The 22,249-nt window shown below is 64.0% G+C and carries 28 protein-coding genes; 21 read left to right on the top strand and 7 right to left on the bottom strand.

The genetic code is table 11. The annotated features are described in order from the left end of the window. Positions 1-48 precede the first annotated feature (48 nt). On the bottom strand, positions 49-399 hold the full coding sequence (locus ACUDCK_RS29335) for a single-stranded DNA-binding protein (protein ID WP_445659345.1): 351 nt from the start codon (positions 397-399) through the stop codon (positions 49-51). A 120-nt stretch (positions 400-519) separates the two neighbouring features. On the opposite strand from ACUDCK_RS29335, the gene ACUDCK_RS29330 reads away from it, so the two are divergent. From ACUDCK_RS29330 to ACUDCK_RS29240, 19 genes are all read left to right on the top strand, one after another. Further along, complete coding sequence (locus tag ACUDCK_RS29330; RefSeq protein ID WP_445659344.1) at positions 520-885, top strand: transcriptional regulator; 366 nt, start codon at positions 520-522, stop codon at positions 883-885. Between the two features lie 334 nt (positions 886-1,219). After that, positions 1,220-2,116: a P-type conjugative transfer ATPase TrbB gene (trbB, locus tag ACUDCK_RS29325; RefSeq protein WP_245282233.1), complete on the top strand. Its 897-nt coding sequence runs from the start codon at positions 1,220-1,222 to the stop codon at positions 2,114-2,116. A 12-nt stretch (positions 2,117-2,128) separates the two neighbouring features. Continuing rightward, positions 2,129-2,566 carry an IncP-type conjugal transfer pilin TrbC gene (trbC, locus tag ACUDCK_RS29320; RefSeq protein WP_011205785.1) on the top strand — a complete coding sequence of 146 codons (438 nt, stop codon included), beginning with the start codon at positions 2,129-2,131 and terminating at the stop codon, positions 2,564-2,566. Between the two features lie 2 nt (positions 2,567-2,568). Beyond that, positions 2,569-2,880, top strand: a complete 312-nt coding sequence (locus tag ACUDCK_RS29315; protein ID WP_011205786.1) for a conjugal transfer protein TrbD — start codon at positions 2,569-2,571, stop codon at positions 2,878-2,880. Next, entirely contained in the window at positions 2,877-5,435 is a 2,559-nt protein-coding gene (locus ACUDCK_RS29310) for a VirB4 family type IV secretion/conjugal transfer ATPase (protein WP_445659343.1), read from the top strand. The genes ACUDCK_RS29315 and ACUDCK_RS29310 overlap by 4 nt, the downstream gene beginning before the upstream one ends. Beyond that, positions 5,432-6,190, top strand: coding sequence for a conjugal transfer protein TrbF (locus ACUDCK_RS29305; protein WP_445659342.1), 759 nt, complete (start codon positions 5,432-5,434; stop codon positions 6,188-6,190). Before ACUDCK_RS29310 ends, ACUDCK_RS29305 begins: the two co-directional genes overlap by 4 nt. Positions 6,191-6,201: 11 nt before the next feature. Beyond that, positions 6,202-7,101: a P-type conjugative transfer protein TrbG gene (gene trbG, locus ACUDCK_RS29300; protein WP_445659341.1), complete on the top strand. Its 900-nt coding sequence runs from the start codon at positions 6,202-6,204 to the stop codon at positions 7,099-7,101. A gap of 3 nt (positions 7,102-7,104) precedes the next feature. Continuing rightward, positions 7,105-7,587: a conjugal transfer protein TrbH gene (locus ACUDCK_RS29295; protein ID WP_445659340.1), complete on the top strand. Its 483-nt coding sequence runs from the start codon at positions 7,105-7,107 to the stop codon at positions 7,585-7,587. A gap of 4 nt (positions 7,588-7,591) precedes the next feature. Next, positions 7,592-8,983 carry a TrbI/VirB10 family protein gene (locus ACUDCK_RS29290; RefSeq protein WP_445659339.1) on the top strand — a complete coding sequence of 464 codons (1,392 nt, stop codon included), beginning with the start codon at positions 7,592-7,594 and terminating at the stop codon, positions 8,981-8,983. A 16-nt stretch (positions 8,984-8,999) separates the two neighbouring features. After that, positions 9,000-9,776 (top strand): P-type conjugative transfer protein TrbJ, encoded by a 777-nt coding sequence (gene trbJ, locus ACUDCK_RS29285; RefSeq protein WP_445659338.1) that lies wholly within the window; start codon positions 9,000-9,002, stop codon positions 9,774-9,776. Positions 9,777-9,787: 11 nt separating this feature from the next. Beyond that, positions 9,788-9,997, top strand: a complete 210-nt coding sequence (trbK, locus tag ACUDCK_RS29280; RefSeq protein ID WP_445659337.1) for an IncPalpha-type entry exclusion lipoprotein TrbK — start codon at positions 9,788-9,790, stop codon at positions 9,995-9,997. A gap of 6 nt (positions 9,998-10,003) precedes the next feature. Beyond that, positions 10,004-11,599, top strand: a complete 1,596-nt coding sequence (gene trbL, locus ACUDCK_RS29275; protein ID WP_445659336.1) for a P-type conjugative transfer protein TrbL — start codon at positions 10,004-10,006, stop codon at positions 11,597-11,599. A gap of 23 nt (positions 11,600-11,622) precedes the next feature. Beyond that, positions 11,623-12,222, top strand: a complete 600-nt coding sequence (locus ACUDCK_RS29270; RefSeq protein WP_445659335.1) for a TrbM/KikA/MpfK family conjugal transfer protein — start codon at positions 11,623-11,625, stop codon at positions 12,220-12,222. A gap of 135 nt (positions 12,223-12,357) precedes the next feature. Next, positions 12,358-12,942 (top strand): muramidase, encoded by a 585-nt coding sequence (locus ACUDCK_RS29265; protein ID WP_445659367.1) that lies wholly within the window; start codon positions 12,358-12,360, stop codon positions 12,940-12,942. Between the two features lie 30 nt (positions 12,943-12,972). Next, positions 12,973-13,236, top strand: coding sequence for a hypothetical protein (locus ACUDCK_RS29260; RefSeq protein WP_087638863.1), 264 nt, complete (start codon positions 12,973-12,975; stop codon positions 13,234-13,236). Positions 13,237-13,272: 36 nt separating this feature from the next. Further along, the gene (locus ACUDCK_RS29255) at positions 13,273-14,007 is read left to right on the top strand and encodes a TraX family protein (RefSeq protein ID WP_445659334.1); all 735 of its coding nucleotides are present in this window, start codon (positions 13,273-13,275) and stop codon (positions 14,005-14,007) included. 16 nt (positions 14,008-14,023) lie between these two features. Then, positions 14,024-14,443 (top strand): hypothetical protein, encoded by a 420-nt coding sequence (locus ACUDCK_RS29250; RefSeq protein ID WP_011205799.1) that lies wholly within the window; start codon positions 14,024-14,026, stop codon positions 14,441-14,443. A 15-nt stretch (positions 14,444-14,458) separates the two neighbouring features. Further along, on the top strand, positions 14,459-15,154 hold the full coding sequence (locus ACUDCK_RS29245; protein ID WP_445659333.1) for a plasmid fertility inhibition factor family protein: 696 nt from the start codon (positions 14,459-14,461) through the stop codon (positions 15,152-15,154). Between the two features lie 35 nt (positions 15,155-15,189). Continuing rightward, positions 15,190-15,852 carry a hypothetical protein gene (locus tag ACUDCK_RS29240; protein WP_445659332.1) on the top strand — a complete coding sequence of 221 codons (663 nt, stop codon included), beginning with the start codon at positions 15,190-15,192 and terminating at the stop codon, positions 15,850-15,852. A gap of 23 nt (positions 15,853-15,875) precedes the next feature. Here ACUDCK_RS29240 and ACUDCK_RS29235 read toward each other — a convergent pair whose 3' ends face one another. Genes ACUDCK_RS29235 through ACUDCK_RS29225 form a run of 3 tightly spaced genes read right to left on the bottom strand, consistent with a single transcriptional unit; the run spans position 15,876 to position 17,319 of the window. After that, complete coding sequence (locus ACUDCK_RS29235; RefSeq protein ID WP_011205802.1) at positions 15,876-16,535, bottom strand: recombinase family protein; 660 nt, start codon at positions 16,533-16,535, stop codon at positions 15,876-15,878. Continuing rightward, positions 16,496-17,029: a thermonuclease family protein gene (locus tag ACUDCK_RS29230; RefSeq protein ID WP_445659331.1), complete on the bottom strand. Its 534-nt coding sequence runs from the start codon at positions 17,027-17,029 to the stop codon at positions 16,496-16,498. The genes ACUDCK_RS29235 and ACUDCK_RS29230 overlap by 40 nt, the downstream gene beginning before the upstream one ends. After that, positions 17,026-17,319, bottom strand: coding sequence for a hypothetical protein (locus ACUDCK_RS29225; protein WP_445659330.1), 294 nt, complete (start codon positions 17,317-17,319; stop codon positions 17,026-17,028). The genes ACUDCK_RS29230 and ACUDCK_RS29225 overlap by 4 nt, the downstream gene beginning before the upstream one ends. 151 nt (positions 17,320-17,470) lie before the next feature. Between ACUDCK_RS29225 and ACUDCK_RS29220 the strand changes: the two genes are divergently transcribed. Together ACUDCK_RS29220 and ACUDCK_RS29215 are read left to right on the top strand one after the other, a co-directional pair. Beyond that, the gene (locus ACUDCK_RS29220) at positions 17,471-17,722 is read left to right on the top strand and encodes an antitoxin (RefSeq protein WP_445659329.1); all 252 of its coding nucleotides are present in this window, start codon (positions 17,471-17,473) and stop codon (positions 17,720-17,722) included. Further along, the gene (locus ACUDCK_RS29215; protein WP_445659328.1) at positions 17,719-18,030 is read left to right on the top strand and encodes a type II toxin-antitoxin system RelE/ParE family toxin; all 312 of its coding nucleotides are present in this window, start codon (positions 17,719-17,721) and stop codon (positions 18,028-18,030) included. The genes ACUDCK_RS29220 and ACUDCK_RS29215 overlap by 4 nt, the downstream gene beginning before the upstream one ends. Positions 18,031-18,303: 273 nt before the next feature. Here ACUDCK_RS29215 and ACUDCK_RS29210 read toward each other — a convergent pair whose 3' ends face one another. From ACUDCK_RS29210 to ACUDCK_RS29200, 3 genes are read right to left on the bottom strand one after another with little or no spacing between them, the layout of a single operon-like run. Further along, a complete protein-coding gene (locus ACUDCK_RS29210; RefSeq protein WP_445659327.1) occupies positions 18,304-18,594 on the bottom strand; it encodes a DUF5440 family protein in 291 nt (96 codons plus the stop codon). Between the two features lie 7 nt (positions 18,595-18,601). After that, a complete protein-coding gene (locus ACUDCK_RS29205) occupies positions 18,602-19,042 on the bottom strand; it encodes a protein TraB (RefSeq protein WP_011205812.1) in 441 nt (146 codons plus the stop codon). A 15-nt stretch (positions 19,043-19,057) separates the two neighbouring features. Continuing rightward, positions 19,058-22,243, bottom strand: a complete 3,186-nt coding sequence (locus ACUDCK_RS29200) for a zincin-like metallopeptidase domain-containing protein (protein ID WP_445659326.1) — start codon at positions 22,241-22,243, stop codon at positions 19,058-19,060. Positions 22,244-22,249: the final 6 nt, after the last annotated feature.

Here is a 22,249-nt window from a genome sequence, read left to right as displayed (position 1 = left end):
TCACCCTCCTTGCGGGATTGCCCCGACTCACGCCGGGGCAACGTGCCCTTATTCCTGATTTGACCCGCCTGGTGCCTTGGTGTCCAGATAATCCACCTTATCGGCAATGAAGTCGGTCCCGTAGACCGTCTGGCCGTCCTTCTCGTACTTGGTATTCCGAATCTTGCCCTGCACGAATACCCGCGACCCCTTGCCCAAATACTTGCCGTGGGCCTCGGCCTGGGAGCCAAAACACTTGATGCGGAAAAAGTCGGTGCGCTCCTGCTTGTCGCCAGCATCATTGCGCCATTCTTCATTAACCGCTATATCGAAAATTGCTTGATGCTTGTTAGAATTGCCATGACGTACCTCGGTGTCACGGGTAAGATTACCGATAAACTGGAACTGGTTATGGCTCATATCGAAAGTCTCCTTGAGGAAGGAGCCTATAGTTTAGCTAAACATCGGTTCCGCTGTCAAGAACTTTAGCGGCTAAAATTTCGCGGGCCGCGACCAAAGGTGCGAGGGGCGGCTTCCGCTGTGTACAACCAGATATTTTTCACCAACATCCTTCGTCTGCTCGATGAGCGGGGCATGACGAAACATGAGCTGTCCGAGAGGGCAGGGGTTTCAATTTCGTTTCTATCAGACTTAACCAACGGTAAGGCCAATCCCTCGTTAAAGGTGATGGAGGCCATTGCCGACGCCCTGGAAACTCCCCTACCTCTTCTCCTGGAGTCAACCGACCTTGACCGCGAGGCACTCGCGGAGATTGCTGGTCATCCTTTCAAGAGCAGCGTGCCGCCCGGTTACGAGCGTGTCAGTGTGGTTTTGCCGTCACACAAGGCGTTTATCGTAAAGAAGTGGGGCGACGACACCCGAAAAAAGCTGCGTGGAAAGTCCTAACGCCAGGGGTTAGGGCTTGCACTTCCTTCTTTAGCCGCTAAAACGGCCCCTTCTCTGCGGGCCGTCGGCTCGCGCATCATATCGTCATCCTCAACGGAAGCCGTGCCGCGAATGGCACCGGGCGGGTGCGCTTTGACATTTGTTTTCTATCAGAACCCCTACGCCAGACGGGTTCGATTAGCTGTTTGTCTTGCAGGCTAAACACTTTCGGTATATCGTTTGCCTGTGCGATAATGTAGCTAATGATTTGTTGCGTAGGGGTTACTGAAAAGTGAGCGGGAAAGAAGAGTTTCAGACCATCAAGGAGCGGGCCAAGCGCAAGCTGGAACGCGACATGGGTGCGGACCTATTGGCTGCGCTCAACGACCCGAAAACCGTTGAAGTCATGCTCAACGCGGACGGCAAGGTGTGGCACGAACGCCTTGGCGAGCCGATGCGGTACATCTGCGACATGCGGCCCAGCCAGTCGCAGGCGATTATAGAAACGGTGGCCGGATTCCACGGCAAAGAGGTCACGCGGCACTCGCCGATCCTGGAAGGGGAGTTCCCCTTGGATGGCAGTCGCTTTGCCGGCCAATTGCCGCCGGTTGTGGCCGCGCCAACCTTTGCGATCCGCAAGCGCGCGGTCGCCATCTTCACGCTGGAACAGTACGTCGAGGCGGGCATCATGACCCGCGAGCAATACGAGGTCATTAAAAGCGCCGTCGCGGCGCATCGAAACATCCTCGTCATTGGCGGTACTGGCTCGGGCAAGACCACGCTCGTCAACGCGATCATCAATGAAATGGTCGCCTTCAACCCGGCTGAGCGCGTCGTCATCATCGAGGACACCGGCGAAATCCAGTGCGCCGCAGAGAACGCCGTCCAATACCACACCAGCATCGACGTCTCGATGACGCTGCTGCTCAAGACAACGCTGCGTATGCGCCCCGACCGCATCCTGGTCGGCGAGGTACGCGGCCCCGAAGCCCTTGATCTGTTGATGGCCTGGAACACCGGGCATGAAGGAGGTGCCGCCACCCTGCACGCAAACAACCCCAAAGCGGGCCTGAGCCGGCTCGCCATGCTTATCAGCATGCACCCGGATTCACCGAAACCCATTGAGCCGCTGATTGGCGAGGCGGTTCATGTGGTCGTCCATATCGCCAGAACCCCTAGCGGCCGTCGAGTGCAAGAAATTCTCGAAGTTCTTGGTTACGAGAACGGCCAGTACATCACCAAAACCCTGTAAGGAGTATTTCCAATGACAACGGCTGTTCCGTTCCGTCTGACCATGAATCGCGGCATTTTGTTCTACCTTGCCGTGTTCTTCGTTCTCGCTCTCGCGTTATCCGCGCACCCGGCGATGGCCTCGGAAGGCACCGGCGGCAGCTTGCCCTATGAGAGCTGGCTGACGAACCTGCGCAACTCCGTGACCGGCCCGGTAGCGTTCGCGCTGTCCATCATCGGCATTGTCGTCGCCGGCGGCGTGCTGATCTTCGGCGGCGAACTCAACGCCTTCTTCCGAACCCTGATCTTCCTGGTTCTGGTGATGGCGCTGCTGGTCGGCGCGCAGAACGTGATGAGCACCTTCTTCGGTCGTGGTGCCGAAATCGCTGCCCTCGGCAACGGGGCGCTGCACCAGGTGCAAGTCGCGGCGGCGGATGCCGTGCGTGCGGTAGCGGCTGGACGGCTCGCCTAATCATGGCTCTGCGCACGATCCCCATCCGTCGCGCAGGCAACCGAGAAAACCTGTTCATGGGTGGTGATCGTGAACTGGTGATGTTCTCGGGCCTGATGGCGTTTGCGCTGATTTTCAGCGCCCAAGAGCTGCGGGCCACCGTGGTCGGTCTGATCCTGTGGTTCGGAGCGCTCTATGCGTTCCGAATCATGGCGAAGGCCGATCCGAAGATGCGGTTCGTGTACCTGCGTCACCGCCGGTACAAGCCGTATTACCCGGCCCGCTCGACCCCGTTCCGCGAGAACACCAATAGCCAAGGGAAGCAATACCGATGATCCAAGCAATTGCGATTGCAATCGCGGGCCTCGGCGCGCTTCTGTTGTTCATCCTCTTTGCCCGCATCCGCGCGGTCGATGCCGAACTGAAACTGAAAAAGCATCGTTCCAAGGACGCCGGCCTGGCCGATCTGCTCAACTACGCCGCTGTCGTCGATGACGGCGTAATCGTGGGGAAGAACGGCAGCTTCATGGCTGCCTGGCTGTACAAGGGCGATGACAACGCAAGCAGCACCGACCAGCAACGCGAAGTAGTGTCCGCCCGCATCAACCAGGCCCTCGCGGGCCTGGGCAGCGGCTGGATGATCCATGTGGACGCCGTGCGGCGTCCTGCTCCGAACTACGCGGAGCGGGGCCTGTCGTCGTTCCCTGACCGTCTGACGGCAGCGATTGAGGAAGAGCGCCGGCGGCATTTCGAGAGCCTGGGCACGATGTACGAGGGCTATTTCGTCCTCACCGTGACCTGGTTCCCGCCGCTGCTTGCCCAGCGCAAGTTCGTCGAGCTGATGTTTGACGACGACGCGACCGCGCCGGATCGCAAGGCCCGCACGCGGGGCCTCATCGACCAGTTCAAGCGCGACGTGCGAAGCATCGAGTCGCGCCTGTCGTCGGCCGTCTCGCTCACCCGCTTGAAGGGGCACAAGATCGTCAACGAGGACGGCACGACCGTCACGCATGACGACTTCCTGCGCTGGCTGCAATTCTGCGTGACGGGCCTGCACCATCCTGTGCAGCTCCCCAGCAACCCGATGTACCTGGACGCCCTGGTTGGCGGGCAGGAAATGTGGGGCGGGGTGGTGCCCAAGGTCGGCCGCAAGTTCGTCCAGGTGGTCGCGCTCGAAGGCTTCCCCTTGGAGTCCTATCCCGGCATCCTGACGGCGCTCGGCGAGCTGCCCTGCGAATATCGGTGGTCGAGCCGGTTCATCTTCATGGACCAGCACGAAGCCGTGAAGCACCTCGACAAGTTCCGTAAGAAGTGGCGGCAGAAGATTCGCGGCTTCTTCGACCAGGTATTCAACACGAACACCGGCCCGGTCGATCAGGACGCGCTTTCGATGGTGGCCGATGCTGAGGCGGCCATTGCCGAAGTCAACAGCGGCATCGTGGCCGTGGGCTACTACACCAGCGTCGTCGTGCTGATGGATGAGGACCGCACGCGCCTGGAAGCTGCGGCCCGCGACGTTGAGAAGGCCGTCAACCGGCTGGGCTTTGCCGCGCGCATCGAGTCCATCAACACGCTGGATGCCTTCCTTGGCAGCTTGCCGGGCCACGGCGTGGAAAACGTCCGCCGTCCGCTCATCAACACGATGAACCTGGCCGACCTGCTGCCGACCAGCACCATCTGGACCGGCAACGCGAACGCGCCTTGCCCGATGTACCCGCCACTGTCGCCGGCGCTGATGCACTGCGTCACGCAAGGCTCAACGCCGTTCCGGCTGAACCTGCACGTGCGCGACCTCGGCCACACCTTCATGTTTGGCCCGACCGGCGCAGGTAAATCGACGCATCTGGCGATCCTCGCCGCGCAGCTCCGTCGCTACGCCGGCATGTCGATCTTCGCCTTTGACAAGGGCATGTCGATGTACCCGCTGGCCGCCGGCATCCGTGCGGCCACGAACGGCACCAGCGGCCTGCACTTCACCGTGGCGGCCGACGACGAACGCCTGGCGTTCTGCCCGTTGCAGTTCCTGAGCACCAAGGGCGACCGCGCTTGGGCGATGGAGTGGATCGACACCATCCTGGCGTTGAACGGCGTCGAAACGACACCGGCCCAGCGCAACGAAATCGGCAACGCGATCATGAGCATGCACGCCAGCGGCGCGCGCACGCTCTCCGAGTTCAGCGTGACGATTCAGGACGAGGCGATCCGCGAGGCGATCCGCCAGTACACCGTCGATGGCGCAATGGGCCATCTGCTCGATGCCGAAGAGGACGGCTTGGCGCTGTCCGACTTCACGGTGTTCGAGATCGAAGAGCTGATGAACCTCGGCGAGAAGTTCGCCCTGCCTGTGCTGCTCTACCTGTTCCGCCGCATCGAGCGCGCCCTGACCGGCCAGCCGGCCGTCATCATCCTGGACGAAGCCTGGTTGATGCTCGGCCACCCGGCATTCCGCGCGAAGATCAGGGAATGGCTCAAGGTGCTGCGTAAGGCCAACTGCCTTGTGCTGATGGCAACGCAGAGCCTGTCCGACGCCGCCAACAGCGGCATCTTGGACGTGATCGTGGAATCGACCGCGACCAAGATTTTCCTGCCGAACATTTACGCCAGGGATGAGGACACGGCGGCCCTGTACCGCCGCATGGGCCTGAACGCGCGCCAGATCGAGATTCTGGCCCAGGCCGTTCCCAAGCGTCAGTACTACTACGTGTCGGAGAACGGCCGTCGTCTCTACGACCTGGCACTTGGTCCGCTCGCGCTCGCGTTCGTCGGCGCATCCGACAAGGAATCCGTCGCCATCATCAAGAACCTGGAAGCCAAGTTCGGCAACGAGTGGGTGGATGAATGGCTGCGTGGCCGGGGCCTCGCCCTTGATGAATACCTGGAGGCAGCATGAGTTTTGCAGACACGATCAAGGGCTTGATCTTCAAGAAGAAGCCCGCAACGGCCGCAGCAGCGGCGACGCCGGCCGCAACCGGCCCACAAAACGACAACCCGTACCTGACGGCGCGGCGCACCTGGAACGACCATGTTGGTTCCGTCGTGTCGCAAAAGCAGACTTGGCAGGTTGTCGGCATCCTGTCGCTGATGATCGTCCTCGCAGCGGTCGGCGGCATCATCCACATCGGCAGCCAGTCGAAGTTCGTGCCCTACGTCTACGAAGTAGACAAGCTCGGGCAAACGGCCGCCGTCGGGCCGATGACCAGGGCCTCGAAAGCCGATCCGCGTGTTATTCACGCCTCGGTGGCTGAGTTCGTTGGCGATGCCCGCCTGGTGACGCCGGACGTAGCTTTGCAGCGCAAAGCCGTCTACCGCCTCTATGCCAAGCTCGGGCCGAATGACCCGGCGACCGCCAAGATGAACGAATGGCTCAACGGCACCGCCGACGCCAGCCCGTTCACTCGCGCGGCCGTCGAAACGGTCAGCACCGAAATCACTTCCGTAATCCCGCAGACGCCCGACACCTGGCAGGTCGATTGGGTCGAGACGACGCGCGACAGGCAAGGCGTGGTGAAGGGCCAGCCCGTGCGCATGCGGGCCTTGGTGACGGTCTACGTCGTCGAGCCGACGGCGGACACCAAGGAAGAACAACTGCGAAACAACCCGGCCGGGATCTACGTCCGGGACTTCTCCTGGTCGAGACTTCTGTGAGGCACTGAATTATGAAAAAGGAACTGTTTGCTTTGGTCCTGGCCGCTTCCGTTAGCGTGCCTGCATTTGCCGCCGATCCCAGCCCCAGCGCGGACCTGACTGACCTGTATTTTTCCGGCAAGAACCCGGAGCTGACCGCGCAAGAGCGGGCGGCCATCGCCATCGCCAAGAAGTGGGAGGCGGGCACCGCGGGCATGCGGCCGGTGGCCGGCCCCGGCGGTTCGGTGCGTTTCCTGTTCGGCGCGCAGCAGCCGAGCATCGTATGCGCGGTGCTGCAAGTGTGCGACGTGGCCCTGCAACCCGGCGAGCAAGTCAACTCGATCAACCTGGGCGACACGGCCCGTTGGACGGTCGAACCGGCCATTACCGGCAGCGGCGCGAACGAAACCCAGCACCTCATCATCAAGCCGATGGATGTGGGCCTGGAAACCAGCTTGGTCGTGACCACGGATCGCCGCAGCTACCACATGCGCCTGCGCTCGCATCGCACGCAGTACATGCCGCAGGTGTCGTTCACCTACCCGGAAGATGCCCTTGCGAAGTGGGACGCCATCAAGAACCGCGAACAGCGTGATCGCGTCGAGAAAACCATTCCGCAGACCGGCGAGTACCTGGGCAACCTGAGCTTCAACTACGCCATCAGCGGGTCCACGTCCTGGAAGCCGGTGCGTGTCTACAACGACGGCAAGAAAACCATCATCCAGATGCCGCGCTCGATGGAGCAGACCGAAGCGCCGACGCTCCTGGTCGTTCGCAAGGAGGGCGGCCTGTTCTCCGACGATGAAACGGTGATGGTCAACTACCGGGTCCAGGGCGACCGCTACATCGTCGATACGATTTTCGACAAGGCCATCCTCATCGCGGGCGTGGGCAGCAGCCAGGACCGCGTGACCATTTCGAGGGGGAACTAAACCATGCGTAAGATTCTGACCGTCATCGCACTCGCGGCCACGCTGGCCGGCTGCGCGACCTCCAAGTACGGCAGCTTCGTCCAGGACGCGCCGGCCGCCTACAACCAGACCATTGCGACCGACGCGGTGAAGCAGCTCGTCAAGCTCTACCCGCCGGCGCAAACCAGGCTGGAATTGCAGCAGGCTACGCCCGACCCGTTCGGCATTGCTCTGGTCACTGACCTTCGCGCCCAGGGCTATGCCGTCATGGAGTACAAGCCCGACGGCAACGCGGCCGCAGCTCCGGCTGCTGCGTCCTCGGCCGCTGCGAAGCCGGCAACGCCGCAAGCCCAGGGCGGCTATCCGCTGCGCTACGTGCTGGATCAGTTCAGCGACAGCAACCTGTATCGCCTGACCGTCATGGTCGGCTCTCAATCGCTCACGCGCGCCTACCTCGCCCAAAACAACACTATGGTCCCGGCCGGCGCATGGGTTCGGAAGGAGTAAGCCAATGAGCGAAGATCAAATGGCACCGGACGCATCGCCCGATGCGGTCAAGCCGAAAAGCGGGGTTCGCCGCGTCAACAACATGCCGATGTACCTCGTCGGCGGTGTGCTCGGCATCTTCCTGCTGGTGATGGCCCTGGTTGCTGCGGATCGCGCTGCGCAGCAGAACCAGCCGGGAGCTGCGAAGGCTGAGAAGGCCGGCAGCACCAGCATGTTTGCCGACGAAATCGCCGGCAAGCAGCAGGACGGCATCATCAAGGCCAAGCCGCTGGAAATTCCGCAGGAACAGACCGCCCAGCAGCCGACGACGGAGCTGACGCCAGCCCCGGCGCCGGGAACGACTATCACGGTCGCCCGGCCCGAGAACCTGGACCAGCCCCCGACGCCGCCGCAGGGTGCGCGCAACGAGGACCTGGACCGCATCCGCATGGCGAAGTTGCAGATGCTGGAAGAGGCGATCAAGGCCAAGACGACGGTGCGCATCGACGCGCCGCGCAGCCAAGGCAGCGCCGGCGGCGGTGCTCCGCAGGGCCGCGAGGAAACCCTTGCGCGCATCCAGGAGCTGCGTCGGCAGGCTGAGAACGCCCGCGCCAACGATCCGACCGCTGCCTATCAGGCTGCGCTTGCGCAGGCTCGCACGATGGGCGGCGGGGCAGGGGGTGGCGGCATGGGCGGCTCGGGTGCGCCGACCTTGGTGCAGACCTCGAACCGCAGTGGTGGCAGCGCTGGCTATGGGTCGTTCGACAACCGCAGCGAGGGCGACCGTTGGCGGCTCGACTCGCAGCCGGAAGCCCCTGCAACGCCCTATGTGCTGCGCGCTGGCTTCGTCGTTCCGGCTACGCTTATCTCGGGCATCAACTCCGATCTGCCAGGCCAAATCATGGCCCAGGTATCGCAGTCGGTGTACGACACGGCGACCGGCAAGCACATGCTCATCCCCCAAGGCTCCCGCCTGGTGGGCAGCTACTCGAACGATGTGGCCTACGGGCAGAAGCGCGTTCTGGTGGCATGGCAGCGCATCATCTTCCCCGACGGCAAGGCAATGGACATTGGGGCCATGCCGGGCGGCGATAGCGCTGGGTATGCGGGCTTCAACGATAAGGTCAACAACCACTACTTCCGCACCTTCGCATCGGCATTCCTCATGTCGGGCGTCGTTGCGGGCATCAGCTTGAGTCAGGACCGTGGCAACAGCAACAGCGGTTACGGACGACAAGACGCGGGTTCCGCGATGAGTGAAGCGTTGGGTCAACAGCTCGGCCAAGTAACGGCGCAGATGATCGCCAAAAACTTGAATATCGCGCCGACGCTGGAAATCCGTCCGGGCTATCGCTTCAACGTCATTGTCACCAAAGACATGACGTTTTCTAAGCCCTACCAGGCGTTTGACTATTAACTCCAAGGAGTAACTTATGAAGAAGCTCGCTAAGAATGTTTTAGCCGCTAAAGTCGCTCTGGTGCTGGCCCTCACGGCCGGCACCTTGGCGGTCACGCCTGCGCAAGCGGGCATTCCGGTCATTGACGGCACCAACCTGTCGCAAACCACTGTCACCGCGATTCAGCAGGTTGCGCAGGTCCAGAAGCAAATCGAGCAATACCGGACGCAGTTGCAGCAGTACGAAAACATGCTGCAAAACACGATGGCTCCGGCCGCCTACGTGTGGGACCAGGCGCAGTCCACCATCAACGGCCTGATGAGCGCCGTTGATACCCTGAACTACTACAAGAACCAGGCAGGCAGCATCGACGCCTACCTGGGCAAGTTCAAGGACGTGTCCTACTACAAGGGCTCGCCGTGCTTCTCCCTGTCGGGCTGCTCGGAAAGCGAGCGCAAGGCGATGGAAGAGAACCGCCGCCTGGCGTCCGAATCGCAGAAAAAGGCCAACGATGCGCTGTTCCGTGGCCTCGATCAGCAACAGAGCAACCTCAAGTCCGACGCCGCCACGTTGGAGCAATTGAAGGGCAAGGCGACGACGGCGCAGGGCCAGTTGGAAGCCCTCGGCTACGCCAACCAGTTCGCAAGCCAGCAGGCCAACCAGCTCATGCAAATCCGTGGCCTTCTGCTTGCGCAGCAGAACGCCATCGCCACGCAGATGCAGGCCCAGCAGGACCGGCAGGCCCAGCAGGACGCTGCGGGCGCGAAGCTGCGCGAGGGTTCGTACCGCGCAAGCCCGGCTAAGACCTGGTGAGGGGAGGCGCGATGAAGAAATCCAACTTCATCGCAGTTGCCGCGCTGGCCGCCGTCATGGCGGCCAGCCTGGCAGGCTGCGACAACAAGCCTGACACCGACAAGCTGACCTGCGCCGATCTGCCGAAGATCACGGATGCCGCTCAACGCGCGGAGCTGTTGAAGAAGTGCCCGCGCGGAGAACCGGGAGGCTTCAAGCCCAGCGAAAAGAAAGAGTGGTGATGACGTATGAAAATCCAGACTAGAGCTGCCGCGCTCGCGGTCCTGATGCTGGCCTTGATGCCGGTAGCGGCATACGCCCAAATCGACAATTCGGGCATCCTCGACAACGTATTGCAGCGCTACCAGAACGCCGCCAGCGGTTGGGCCACTGTCGTCCAGAACGCCGCAACCTGGCTGTTCTGGACCTTGACCGTGATTAGCATGGTCTGGACCTTCGGCATGATGGCGCTGCGCAAGGCCGACATTGGCGAGTTCTTCGCCGAGTTCGTGCGGTTCACGATCTTCACCGGCTTCTTCTGGTGGCTGCTGACCAACGGCCCGAATTTCGCGTCGTCCATCTATGCGTCCCTGCGGCAAATTGCAGGCCAGGCAACGGGGTTGGGGCAGGGGCTTTCGCCGTCCGGCATCGTCGATGTTGGATTCGAGATTTTCTTCAAGGTGATGGACGAAACCTCGTACTGGTCGCCGGTCGATAGCTTCGTCGGGGCCTCCCTGGCGGCCGCCATCCTCTGCATCCTGGCCCTGGTCGGCGTGAATATGCTCCTGCTCCTGGCGTCCGGCTGGATTCTCGCCTACGGCGGTGTGTTCTTCCTGGGCTTCGGCGGCTCGCGCTGGACCTCGGACATGGCGATCAACTACTACAAGGTCGTCCTCGGGGTCGCTGCGCAGCTCTTCGCAATGGTGCTGCTCGTAGGCATCGGCAAGACCTTCCTCGACGACTACTACAGCCGCATGAGCGAAGGCATCAACTTCAAGGAACTTGGAGTGATGCTGATCGTCGGCCTGATCCTGCTCGTCCTGGTCAACAAGGTGCCGCAGCTCATCGCCGGCATCATCACCGGCGCGAGCGTCGGCGGTGCTGGTATCGGCCAGTTCGGCGCTGGCACGCTCGTCGGTGCGGCCGCGACGGCCGGCGCGGCAATCGCCACTGGCGGCGCGGCCGTTGCGGCCGGCGCAGCGGCGGCGGCCGGTGGCGCGCAGGCCATCATGGCGGCCGCGTCGAAGGCCAGCGATAACGTCTCTGCGGGGACTGACATTCTGTCGAGCATGATGGGCGGCGGCGGTGGTGGCGGTGGCAGCGCCGGCACCAGCAGCAGCGGCGGTGACGGCGGCGGCTCCGGCGGCGGTGGCGGCTCGGGCGGTGGTGAAACCCCGATGGCCTCGGCCGCCGGCGACAACAGCAGCGGCGCACGCGGCGGCAGCTCGGGTGGTGGCTCGGGTGGTGGCCGCTCGTCCGGCGGTTTCGGGGCCACGGCGGCCAAGGGCGGCCGGATCGCGGCCGATACCGTCGCCAACCTGGCGAAAGGTGCCGGCTCGGTCGCCAAGGCCAAGGCCGGCGAAATGCGCGCATCGGCCCAGGAACGCATCGGCGATACCGTGGGCGGCAAGATCGCGCAGGCAATTCGCGGCGCGGGTGCGGCGGCGCAGACCGCTTCAACCGTCGCCGATAGCAGCAGCAACAGCCAGGCGCAGGAACAACCTGCACCGGCACCCGCACCGTCGTTCGACGACAACAGCCTTTCCGCAAGCAACAACAGGGAAGCGGCCGCCGACGCGGATTCCGAAGTGGCGAGCTTCGTCAACAAGCCCGCCCAATCCTGAAACGACTCTTAGGAGCTACGACCATGCAACTGAAAAAAGCGTTCTCGTCGGCCGCCCTGGTGGTGGCCTTGGGCCTCGGCGCAACTGGCTCGGCCAGCGCGCAAGACGTGCTGACGGGCGATACCCGCCTGGCCTGCGAGGCCATCCTGTGCCTGTCCACGGGCAGCCGGCCCAGCGAGTGCAGCCCGTCGCTGTCGCGGTACTTCGGCATCCACAAGCGCAAGCTGTCGGATACCCTCAAGGCGCGGCTGAACTTCCTGAACCTCTGCCCGGTATCGAACCAGACGCCGGAAATGCAGACGCTCGTTTCCGCGATTTCGCGCGGGGCCGGGCGCTGCGATGCGTCCTCGCTGAACTCCGTGCTGCGTGAGTGGCGGAGCTGGGACGATCAGTTCTACATCGGCAACCGTCTGCCGGACTACTGCGCGGCCTACACCGGCCATGCCTATACCGACTTCAACACGACCGCGCCGCGCTACGTCGGCACGCCGGAAGAGGGCGGCTATTGGGTCGAGGCGGCCGACTACGACCGCGCGCTCAAGGAGTATGAGGCGAAGCTGAAAGAGCGGCAGCAGCAGTCCGGCCGCTATGGCAGCGACGCCTACCGTCGGTTCGAGCGGTAAGGGGAGGGGATAGCGATGCCGTTTGCCAAGCTGCTGGCACGGAACGCTCTGCCGGTGGTCGCCCTGGTGGCGGCCACTGGCTTCGGTGCGGCGGATGCGACCGCCGCACGGCTCTTCCCCGATCTGTCGGAACAGATGGAAGAGCGCGTTGTGTGCTCGGTGTCTGCGGCCGCGAAGTATGAGATTCCGGCCAACATCCTCCTTGCCATCCGCGAAAAGGAAGGCGGCAAGCCGGGCCAGTGGGTCAAGAACACCAATGGCACCTATGACGTGGGCGAGCTGCAATTCAACACCGCCTACCTGGGCGATCTGGCGAAGTACGGGATCACGGCCCAGGACGTTGCTGCGGCAGGCTGCTATCCCTATGACCTGGCGGCCTGGCGGTTGCGCGGGCACATTCGCAACGACAGGGGCGATCTGTGGACGCGCGCCGCTAACTATCACTCGCGCACGCCGTCGAAGAACGCGATCTATCGCGCCGACCTGATGGTGAAGGCCGACAAGTGGGCGAAGTGGCTGGATGCGCGTTTCGTCACCGTCAACTATGGCCCCAGCTCGCCGGCGCAGCCGGCAGGGAAGGGGACCACGCTCGCGGCCGCTGATGCGCCCGCAGCAGCGTCGGCCGAAGCGCAGCCAGTGAAGCAAGGCCGGATCACCCGCACCAGCTTCCGCAGCTCGGGTTACGTGCCTCGGCAGCTCATCATCAACAACACGCCATAAGGAGGAACGGCCGTTTAGCGGCTAAAGCCTATGGGCATTCGCAACCTGACGCAGCGATACATGAACGGGTCCAGGGCCTACGCGGCCTGGGCGGCATCGCAGGCGAAAGCGCCGTTTGATCTTCTGGTCCTGGGCATCGGACCTGTCATCGTCTTTGGCCTGGTCGCGCATACGCTGCTCGCGTTCCTGCCCGCATGGGCCATGTACGCCGCCGGCGCTCTGCTGGGCCTCGCAGCCCTGCCTTTGGCGCTGCACGTCCTCCGGGAATACGCGCTGCGCTATGGGCGCAAATAGCGCCCTGCAGGGCGTCTTTACTCCAAGGGGGAGGGCATGAATACACGCGCCATGAACGACGCCAGCGGCCGGGCCTCGCTGCCTGCCCTGGTGATCGCCGACGGCACCATTGAAGCCTTGAAGTGGCTCGCCCTGCTTGCCATGACCGGGGATCACGTCAACAAGTACCTGTTCAACGGCACGCTGCCATATCTGTTCGAGGCGGGGCGCTTGGCCCTGCCTCTTTTCGTTTTCGTCCTGGCGTACAACCTCGCCCGCCCGGGCGCGCTCGAGCGCGGTTTGTACGGGCGAGCGATGAAACGCCTGTTGGCCTTCGGCCTGGTCGCCTCGGTCCCGTTCATTGCGCTGGGTGGCGTGGTGGGCGGATGGTGGCCGCTGAACGTCATGTTCACGCTGTTGGCCGCAACCGCGATGCTCTACCTGGTCGAGCGCGGCCGCTCGGTCGCTCCTATAGCACTGTTCGTCGTGGCCGGCGGCCTGGTCGAATTCTGTTGGCCTGCGCTGCTGCTGGCCGCGTCTGTCTGGTTGTACCTCAAGCGCCCGACGTGGGCGGCCGCGTTGATGGCGCTGCTGTCTTGCGCGTCGCTGTGGTACATCAATGGCAACCTGTGGGCGCTTGCTGTCGTGCCCCTAGTGATCGCCGCCGCCGGCGTCGATCTTCGTGTCCCGCGCCTGCGCTGGGCCTTTTACACGTACTACCCGCTGCATCTGGCCGCTCTTTGGCTGATCCGCATTCCGATGCGCGAGGCGGGCTACTTGTTTTTCACCTGACCTTTGAGATTCCAATATGCAATTGCTCAAGAAATGCACCATCGCGGCCCTGCCGCTGCTCGCCCTGTCCGGCTGCGCACTGCTGAACATCCCCATGCCGACGCCGCCCGGTTCGACCCCGCCGGAAATGCTGACCGTGCCAGTGGCGCAAATCTGCCGCGACGCTGACAAGAACCCGGTTCGGGCGACGGAGCTGTACGGCAAGAAAGGGTTGTCGGCGACCGGCAAGGTGCAGGTAATTTCCGAAGGCTTCAAGCCTCGCTACCGGGTGCTGCTGCGCGCTGGCAGCGCCTCGGTCCATGCAGGGACCGATAACCAGCTTGCCATCAAGTCGGTTTCCACCGGCCAGACCACGCGCGTCACTGGCACCGTTAAGGACGTGTCCTACGACCATAACGGCTGCTCGATCTCCCTTGACGACGCCAAGTTCTACTGAGGGGAGGGCGGGGGAATGCTGACACGGTTGAAGGGCTACCTTGCTCGTCGCCGCGAGTTGAAGGAGCTGGATGCGTCCGTGGTGAGCCGGCCCCGGCCGGCTCCGGCGGAACTGGTCCAGGTTGATGCACGCGAGGCCGTTTGGCGCGTGCCGGTGCCCGGCCAGGCCGACCGCTTCATGTCGGCCAAGCCTGGCGCAATCAACGATGAAATGTTCGTGGTTCGGGTGGACACCGAAGCGTTCTATCGGGCCTGGCTGCGCAGCAGCTCGACCGGCCGCGAAACGCGGTCGGACAACTGCCTGCTGCGCTCGGAAATGCCGCAGGACTACAAGTACAAGCACGCCGTCCAGGGCTTCGCGCACGGCAGGGAAAATCCTGTGCCGCTGGCCTTCGCCGGCGCGCACCAGGAGCGTGACCGGGTGGACATTGGTTTCAGCAATGGGGTCACGCGCTCGTTCTGGCTGATTGCGAACAACGCTCCATCGTTCCCGATCCAGGTCCACGGCCGGGAGTCTGCCGAGCTGCTGAACAAGGTTTGCGGCCTCGATCCCGCGCCGCTGTCGTTCACGGAACTGTTCGCGCAGGCCCAACGCCAGGCTCCGCAGGTCGCCACACCGGCCCGGCCTGCGCCGGCAGCGGCCGCGCGGCCAGCCCCCAAGGTGCAGCCGCGCCCTGGCCGAAGCGGCCCGCGCAAAGGCCGCGGACTCTGACTAAAACCATGCGCAAAGCGCATTAGGGAGGATGTATGTATGTAATCGCCTGCGGCATCGTTGCGGGCCTGGCGGCTGCGGTGGCCCTGTTGGGCTTCACGCCGATGATGGAAGCGCTTGCCGCCGGCGAACGCCGAAAGGCATTCGCGCAGTGGGCGCAGACGATGTTCCTGGTGCTGCTGCCGGTCCTGCTGATGTGCGCGCCCATCGGGTCCAGCATTATCGACGCCGCGCGGGCGGACGCCGGCAAGCCCATCGCTTTCCACAACGGCCGGATCACGGTCGTCATGGCCCTGGTCGGCAGCTTGGCCGTTGTGCTGATCGCGGCCGCGCGGGCCGTGGTCAACCGCAAGAATGCCAGCTTCTGGTTCGTCGGCTGGGTAATGGCCTCGGTTCTGGCCGGCGGCGTCGGCGCGATCGCCAGTGCGAAGCAACTGGCGTTCCTCGGCGAACATAGCGGCATGGTTGCCTTCGGCTTCTTCCGCGACCAGGTGAAGGACATGCACTGCGATGCGGACGTTATCCTGGCCCGGTGGGATGAAAAGGCGAACTCTCCGGTGGTCTACCGCTGTCCCAAGGCGTACCTGCTCAACAGGTACGCATCCGCGCCCTTCGTGCCGTGGCCGGACTACACCGAAGGGGAAAGCGAGGATCTAGGCAGGGCGCTCGCAGCGGCCCTGCGAGACGCGAAAAGGTGAGAAAAGCCGGGCACTGCCCGGCTTTATTTTTGCTGCTGCGCGTTCCAGGCTGCCCATACTCGTTTGACCTGGCTCGGGCTGCATCCGACCAGTTTGGCCGTCTTGGCAATGCTCGATCCGCCGGAACGAAGCGTGATGATGCGGTCGTGCATGCCGGCGTCACGTTTGCGGCCGGTGTAGCGGCCGGCGGCCTTCGCCAACTGGACGCCCTGACGTTGACGCTCGCGCCGATCCTCGTAGTCGTCGCGGGCCATCTGCAAGGCGAGCTTCAAAAGCATGTCCTGGACGGATTCCAGGACGATTTTCGCCACTCCGTTCGCCTCGGCGGCCAGCTCCGACAGGTCAACCACGCCAGGCACGGCCAGCTTGGCCCCTTTAGCCCGAATCGACGCAACCAGGCGCTCGGCCTCGGCCAACGGCAAGCGGCTGATGCGGTCGATCTTCTCCGCAACGACGACTTCACCAGGTTGAAGGTCGGCGATCATGCGCAGCAGCTCGGGCCGGTCGGCGCGTGCGCCGGACGCCTTCTCGCGGTAGATGCCTGCGACGTAGTACCCGGCGGCCCGCGTGGCCGCTACAAGGCTCTCCTGGCGTTCAAGGTTCTGCTCGTCCGTACTGGCGCGCAGGTAGATGCGGGCGACCTTCAACCTTCGTCCCTCCGGTTGTTGCTCTCGCGTCGCCATTTCCACGGCTCGACGGCGTGCGGATCGGACCAGAGGCCGACGCGGTTGCCTCGCGCCTCCTGTTCGAGCCGCAGCATTTCAGGATCGCTCGCGCGGCCGTGGAACCGGTAAGCCCAGGCCATGCCCTGGTGAACCATCGAGGCGTTGACGTTGCGCGGGTGCGGTGGCCGGCCGGGCAGCTCGACGTTGACCCACACGACGCCCAGCGTGCGGCCGTAGCGGTCGGTGTCCTTCTCGTCGACCAGGACGGGCCGGCGGAACACCATGCCGGCCAGCGCCTGCCGCGCACGTTCGCCGAAGGCTTGCCGCTTCTCTGGCGCGTCAATGTCCACCAGGCGCACGCGCACCGGGCGTTTGTCTACCAGCACGTCGATGGTGTCGCCGTCGATGATGCGCACGACCTCGCCGCGCAGCTCGGCCCATGCCGGTGACGCGATGACCAGGACGGCCAGCGCGGCCGCCGCGCGCAGCGTGGCGTAGCTTCGGCGCTTCATGCGCGGCCCCATTGCTGATGATCGGGGTACGCCAGGTGCAGAACGGCATCGAAGTTGGCCTTGCAGTAGCCGTCCAGCGCGACCCGCGAACCGAACGCCGGGGAAAGGTACTCGACCAGGCCGGGCCGGTCGCGGACCTCACGCCCCAGGACGTGGACGCGCCGGCCGCGTGTGCCCTCGGCTCCGGGCACGAAGGCCAGCGCCTCGATGTTGAAGTCGATGGATAGAAGTTGTCGGTAGTGCTTGGCCGCCCTCATCGCGTCCCCCTTGGTCAAATTGGGTATACCCATTTGGGCCTAGTCTAGCCGGCATGGCGCATTACAGCAATACGCAATTTAAATGCGCCTAGCGCATTTTCCCGGACCTTAATGCGCCTACCGCCGTAGCCTCACGCCCACATATGTGCTAATGTGGGTCTGTGCATTTTATGGAGGTTATCCAATGAGCCGCCTGACAATCGACATGACGGACCAGCAGCACCAGAGCCTGAAAGCGCTGGCCGCCTTGCAAGGCAAGACGATCAAGCAATACGCCCTCGAACGCCTGTTCCCCGGTGACGCTGATGCCGATCAGGCATGGCAGGAACTGAAAACCATGCTGGGGAACCGCATCAACGATGGGCTTGCCGGCAAGGTGTCCACCAAGAGCGTCGGCGATATTCTTGATGAAGAACTCGGCGGGGATCGCGCTTGACGGCCTACATCCTCACGGCTGAGGCCGAAGCCGATCTACGGGGCATCATCCGCTACACGCGCCGGGAGTGGGGCGCGGCGCAGGTGCGCCGCTACGTCACCACGCTAGAACAGGGCATCGCCAGGCTTGCCGCCGGCGAAGGCCCGTTTAAGGACATGGGCGAACTCTATCCCGCGCTGCGGATGGCCCGCTGCGAACACCACTACGTTTTTTGCCTGCCGCGTGCGGGCGAACCCGCCTTGGTCGTGGCGATCCTGCATGAGCGAATGGACCTCATGACGCGACTGGCCGACAGGCTCAAGGACTGATTTCAGCCGCTAAAAATTGCTATGGGATACAAAAAAAATGATCCGGGTCTAGGACTTCGCCCACGCTCGATGCGCGAGCGAATTGCAGAGCATTTCCTTGATAACTGGCGTGACTACGCGGTGTGGTTGCTTGTGGCGATAGCTGCGACCGCTTTCTTGTTGCCGCGAGAGGGAAACTTCTGATGCCAACGCAGCGGCCTGTAACGACAATGACCAGTGCGCGCATGAGCGGCAACCCATAAAAAAGCCGGGCATTGCCCGGCTTTTCTGCTGCTACCTCCGTAGTCGTAAGGTCGTTGCAGGTGCTCGGGTGCGGTACAGCTCGCCGGTCGCCAGCTCAAGCGCGATCACGTCGTTGCCGTCGTAGTTGACGATGATGCTGTTGGGCCGACTGCCCTCACGCTTCGCAGGGAGAGGCCAGCCTTCAATCGACGCCGGCGCAAGCTCGTAGTGCTGCCCGGTTTCGACGCTGCGCAGCGTCCAGGTCCTGCAACCGGCCACGCCGGTCGCAGAAACCACGGCGAGGGAGCCGCGAAAGCCTTGCGGGTACGCCTCGATGTTCATACGCCTCCTAGATCGAGCGCGAGCGTTTCTGCTCGGCCTTGGCCGCCTGTTCCTGGGACACCTCGCCGATGACCTTGCCCTGGCCCCGGCTGTAGGCGATTTCGTAGTTCTTGCCGACAACCGGCGGCTTCTCGAAGATGCCCCGGCTGTGCTTCACGATTCCGCCTTCGCTGAACTGGTAGACGTTGCGGCCGTCGTCGTGCAGCACCTGGCCGACGTGCTTGTGCGGATGGACGTTCTTGCTTGCGTCCTTCGCATCGCTCAACTGGTGAATGCCTTTCGGTAGCCCTGCCTCGGGCAACACCTTCATGGTCAGCCACTCGCCGTTCACTACCTGGTCCACCTGGCGGCTGCCGTTCATGACGGCGATCTTGACGCTGCCCTCGGGCTTCATGATGACGCCAGGGCTTGCCGATGTGCGTGGTGCCCCGATCTGTACTTTGTTCATACGCTCTAGTTCTCCTTAGTAGGTTCTCGCGCGGCGTTGCCGCTGTTCTTGCTGCTCGATCTCTTGCTGCTTGAGCTGCTGCACCTTCTGCCGCTGGCCTTCGTCGAGAAGCACCTTGCCGACAGCACTTCTCACCTGGCGTTCAACCCCGTCTTTGCCGAGGCTGCTGCGCTCGGACAGGTCGTTGAAATCGGTGTGCTTCTTCATGTTCGACAAGGCGGCGAGCTGGTCATCGCTCAACAGCGATTCCTTGAGCTTGGCCGTGTCGGCCTCGCTCAACTGGACCTTGCCGGCCGCCGCGTCCGCGAGGCGCTTTTCAGCGTGCAGGTGGTTGCGGTAGCTCTCCGGGGTGATCGGCGGCAGCTCCTTCGGATAGGCGTTCTCGCCCGGTGCGAAGATCGGGAAGATGGCCTTGCCGCCGACCGCCTTGGCGGCCTCCTGGGCCTTCGTCCTGCCGGGGTTCACGCCCTGGGTGATCTGCACCTGGCGGTCGTCGTCGCCGGCGATCACAACGGGCTTGTCCGGGAACTTCGCGTGCAGGGCCTCGGCAACAGCCTGTAGGTTGCCGGAATCGAACGCGGCGACGGTCGCGTGCCCCAGCGCCTCGGCCACGGTGGCGGCGGTGGCGTAGCCCTCGCCGATCACCAGCGCCGGCGCGGCCGCGAGGGCATCCATGCCGCCGACGACATGGAAGCATCCTTCCTTGCGGCTGTCCTTGGCGAAGCGCTTGGTGCCGTCCTCCTGGATGTACTGCATGGTCCATTGCTTGCCGTCGGCGTCGTAGGCCGGGATGTAGGTTTTCTGGCCTTCCTGGTCGGTGAGGATGCCGGCGTGCAACTGTAGGCCCTTGTCGCGCAGGTACGGCGTCGGTTCCGTGATCGGAACCAGGCCCTGCGCCTGGCGGCCGATGCGTTGCGCCGTGGCTTCGTGCAGGCGCTCTTGTTCCTCCGCACGCGCGGCCAGCTTGGCCGCCGCCTCGGCCTGCATCTTGGCCTTCTCGGCGGGGTCCAGGGCATAGCCCTTGGCCTTCCACTTCATTTCGACGCCGGTGCGGTTGTTCTTGATGTAGCCGGCCGGGTGTCCGTCCAGGTGGCCGACGTAGAAGCCCGACTTCTCGCCCTTCTTGTCGCCCTCCGTCTCGATGCGGTGCTTCTTGCCGTCCATGATGGGGTGCCCGCCGCCTGGGGTGACGACGCAGCCCATGCTTTTCAGGGCCTCGGCGAACTCATCTTCCGGGGTAACGGCCGGGGATTGCTGGGTGGGCACGTTGTCCGGCAGCCAGCGTTGCAGCTTGCCCATGTCGGCGTTCGGGCCGGCATACCAGGACTTGGCCACCTTGTCCCACTGCGCGCCGGCCGCCTTGGCAACCTGGCGCTCGCCGTAGGGCACGGCCAGATAGACGCGCTCCTGGGCCACGTTGCGGCGCTCGGCCGTGGGTTGGGTAGCCTGGACCTCGGCGCGGGCCTCTACGGCCGCCGTAGCGCCCTCCCGCGCCCATTTGGCGAACGGGGCAGGGTCTACCCCTGCCGGAACGTACCAGGCGCGTTCCTGGCGGTCCCAGCGCGCTCCAAGGGCCTTCACCTCGTCCTTCTCCTTGAACGGCACGTTCAAGTAGGCGCGCTCGGGCTTGGCGGGGGCCTGGGCGGCCGCCGGCTGCTCGGCGGCGTTCATGGCCTGGGCCATTTCCTGCTGCTCGCGCTCGTAGTCGGCAATCCGGCGCTGTAGGTCCTCGTCGTGCAGCATGGCCGTGCCTTCGGCGGCCTTGCGCGCCTCCTTGGCGGCAACGCGGTCCTCGTCGGTGCTGTTGGGATCGCGGCGAACCCGCTCTTCATGGATGCGGGCGAACTTCGCGGCCTGCTCGTACTCGTTGGCCGTCGCGTAGGCGTCGATCACGGCCAGGCGGTCGGCGAGCGCTTCGGCATTGGTCTGAGCGTCGGGGCCGGCGAAATCGGCAAGCCATTGGTGGCCGCCCCACTCATGGTTCGCATAGACGCCCCAAAACTCCGGCTCTCGGTCGCCAGCCGGCACCACTGACCGTTCGCCGTCGTGCTCGACCTCGACATTGCCCTGGACCTGGACGCGGCCGGTCCAATCGGCGGGCAGCTCAAAGCCCAACGTGGTTTCGGTCAGTGCGGCCAGCGATTGGCTGCCTTCCGCCGGTTCCGCGCCGGCGCGGTACATGCGCAGGGTCTGCGCGATCAGCTCGTCGGCCGGCGCAATGGCCGGTCGTGCTACCTGGTCTTGCTGTTGCTCCATAGTTGCCCCCTGCGCCGGCTCGATGGCCTGCTGGGTCGTTTGTTCCTGAATTTGCTTCTGCTCGAACGCCAGGACGAAATCCTGGATCTTCTCCGCGTCGGCGGCCGCGCGGAAAATCTCTAGCGGGTCCTCTTGTAGCGCTTTGATCCACGATCCGACATAGGCCACGTGCTGGCCGGGGTCGTGGCCGATGCCCAGCTCGTCGCCCAGGATCATGCTGGCAATCTCGGCCCGCAGCTCTTCCTTGGCGTACCCCTCGCTCCCGAAGGGATGCGCCAGGTCGCGGTCCAGCCGCGACGGGTGGCCGGTCCAGTGGCCCAGCTCATGGAGCGCGGTCGCGTAGTAGTTGTCGGCCGTCGGGAACTGGCCCTTGTCGGGCAGATGGATGCTGTCCGTGGACGGCCGGTAAAACGCGCGGTCGTGCTCGCCGTGGCGGATGGTGGCACCTGACGCCGCAAGGATGTGCTCGGCCCGCTCGACGGCGTTCCAGGTCTGTTCCTTGCGCTCCAACGGCGGCAGGCCGTCGATCTGCTCCGCGTTGAACACGGTGGCGAAGAACACGCGCGGGCGTTCGAGCTGCACCGTCACCTTGACCGGATCGCCGTTGGCATCGAGGACCGGCTTGCCGGTCTGCTCGTCGGTCTTGGTCTGCTCTTCGCTGAACTTCCAATACTGGATCGGCGTGCCTTTCTCGCCGCGACGCACCTGCGCGCCGGCGGCAGCGGCCTGCTTGTAGGTCATCCAGCGCGGGTCTGCATGGCCCTGGGCCATGAGCTGGATCGCGTTGATGCCCTTGTACCGCTTGCCGGTCGTCGGGTTGAGCGGGATGAAGGAGCCGGGCATGCCCGGCTCCCACGGTTTTTGCCACGGCGCAGTGCCGGCTTTCAGTTGCTCAATAAGGCGTTCGGCAACCTGCTCGTGGAACGGCTTTTTGACCTCTGCCATAGCCAA

This window comes from Achromobacter sp. CF-sbj1-Ac2-l, assembly GCF_052698165.1.
Note: the sequence above shows the minus strand (reverse complement) of the source record. Positions and strands in the feature narration are given on the sequence as shown.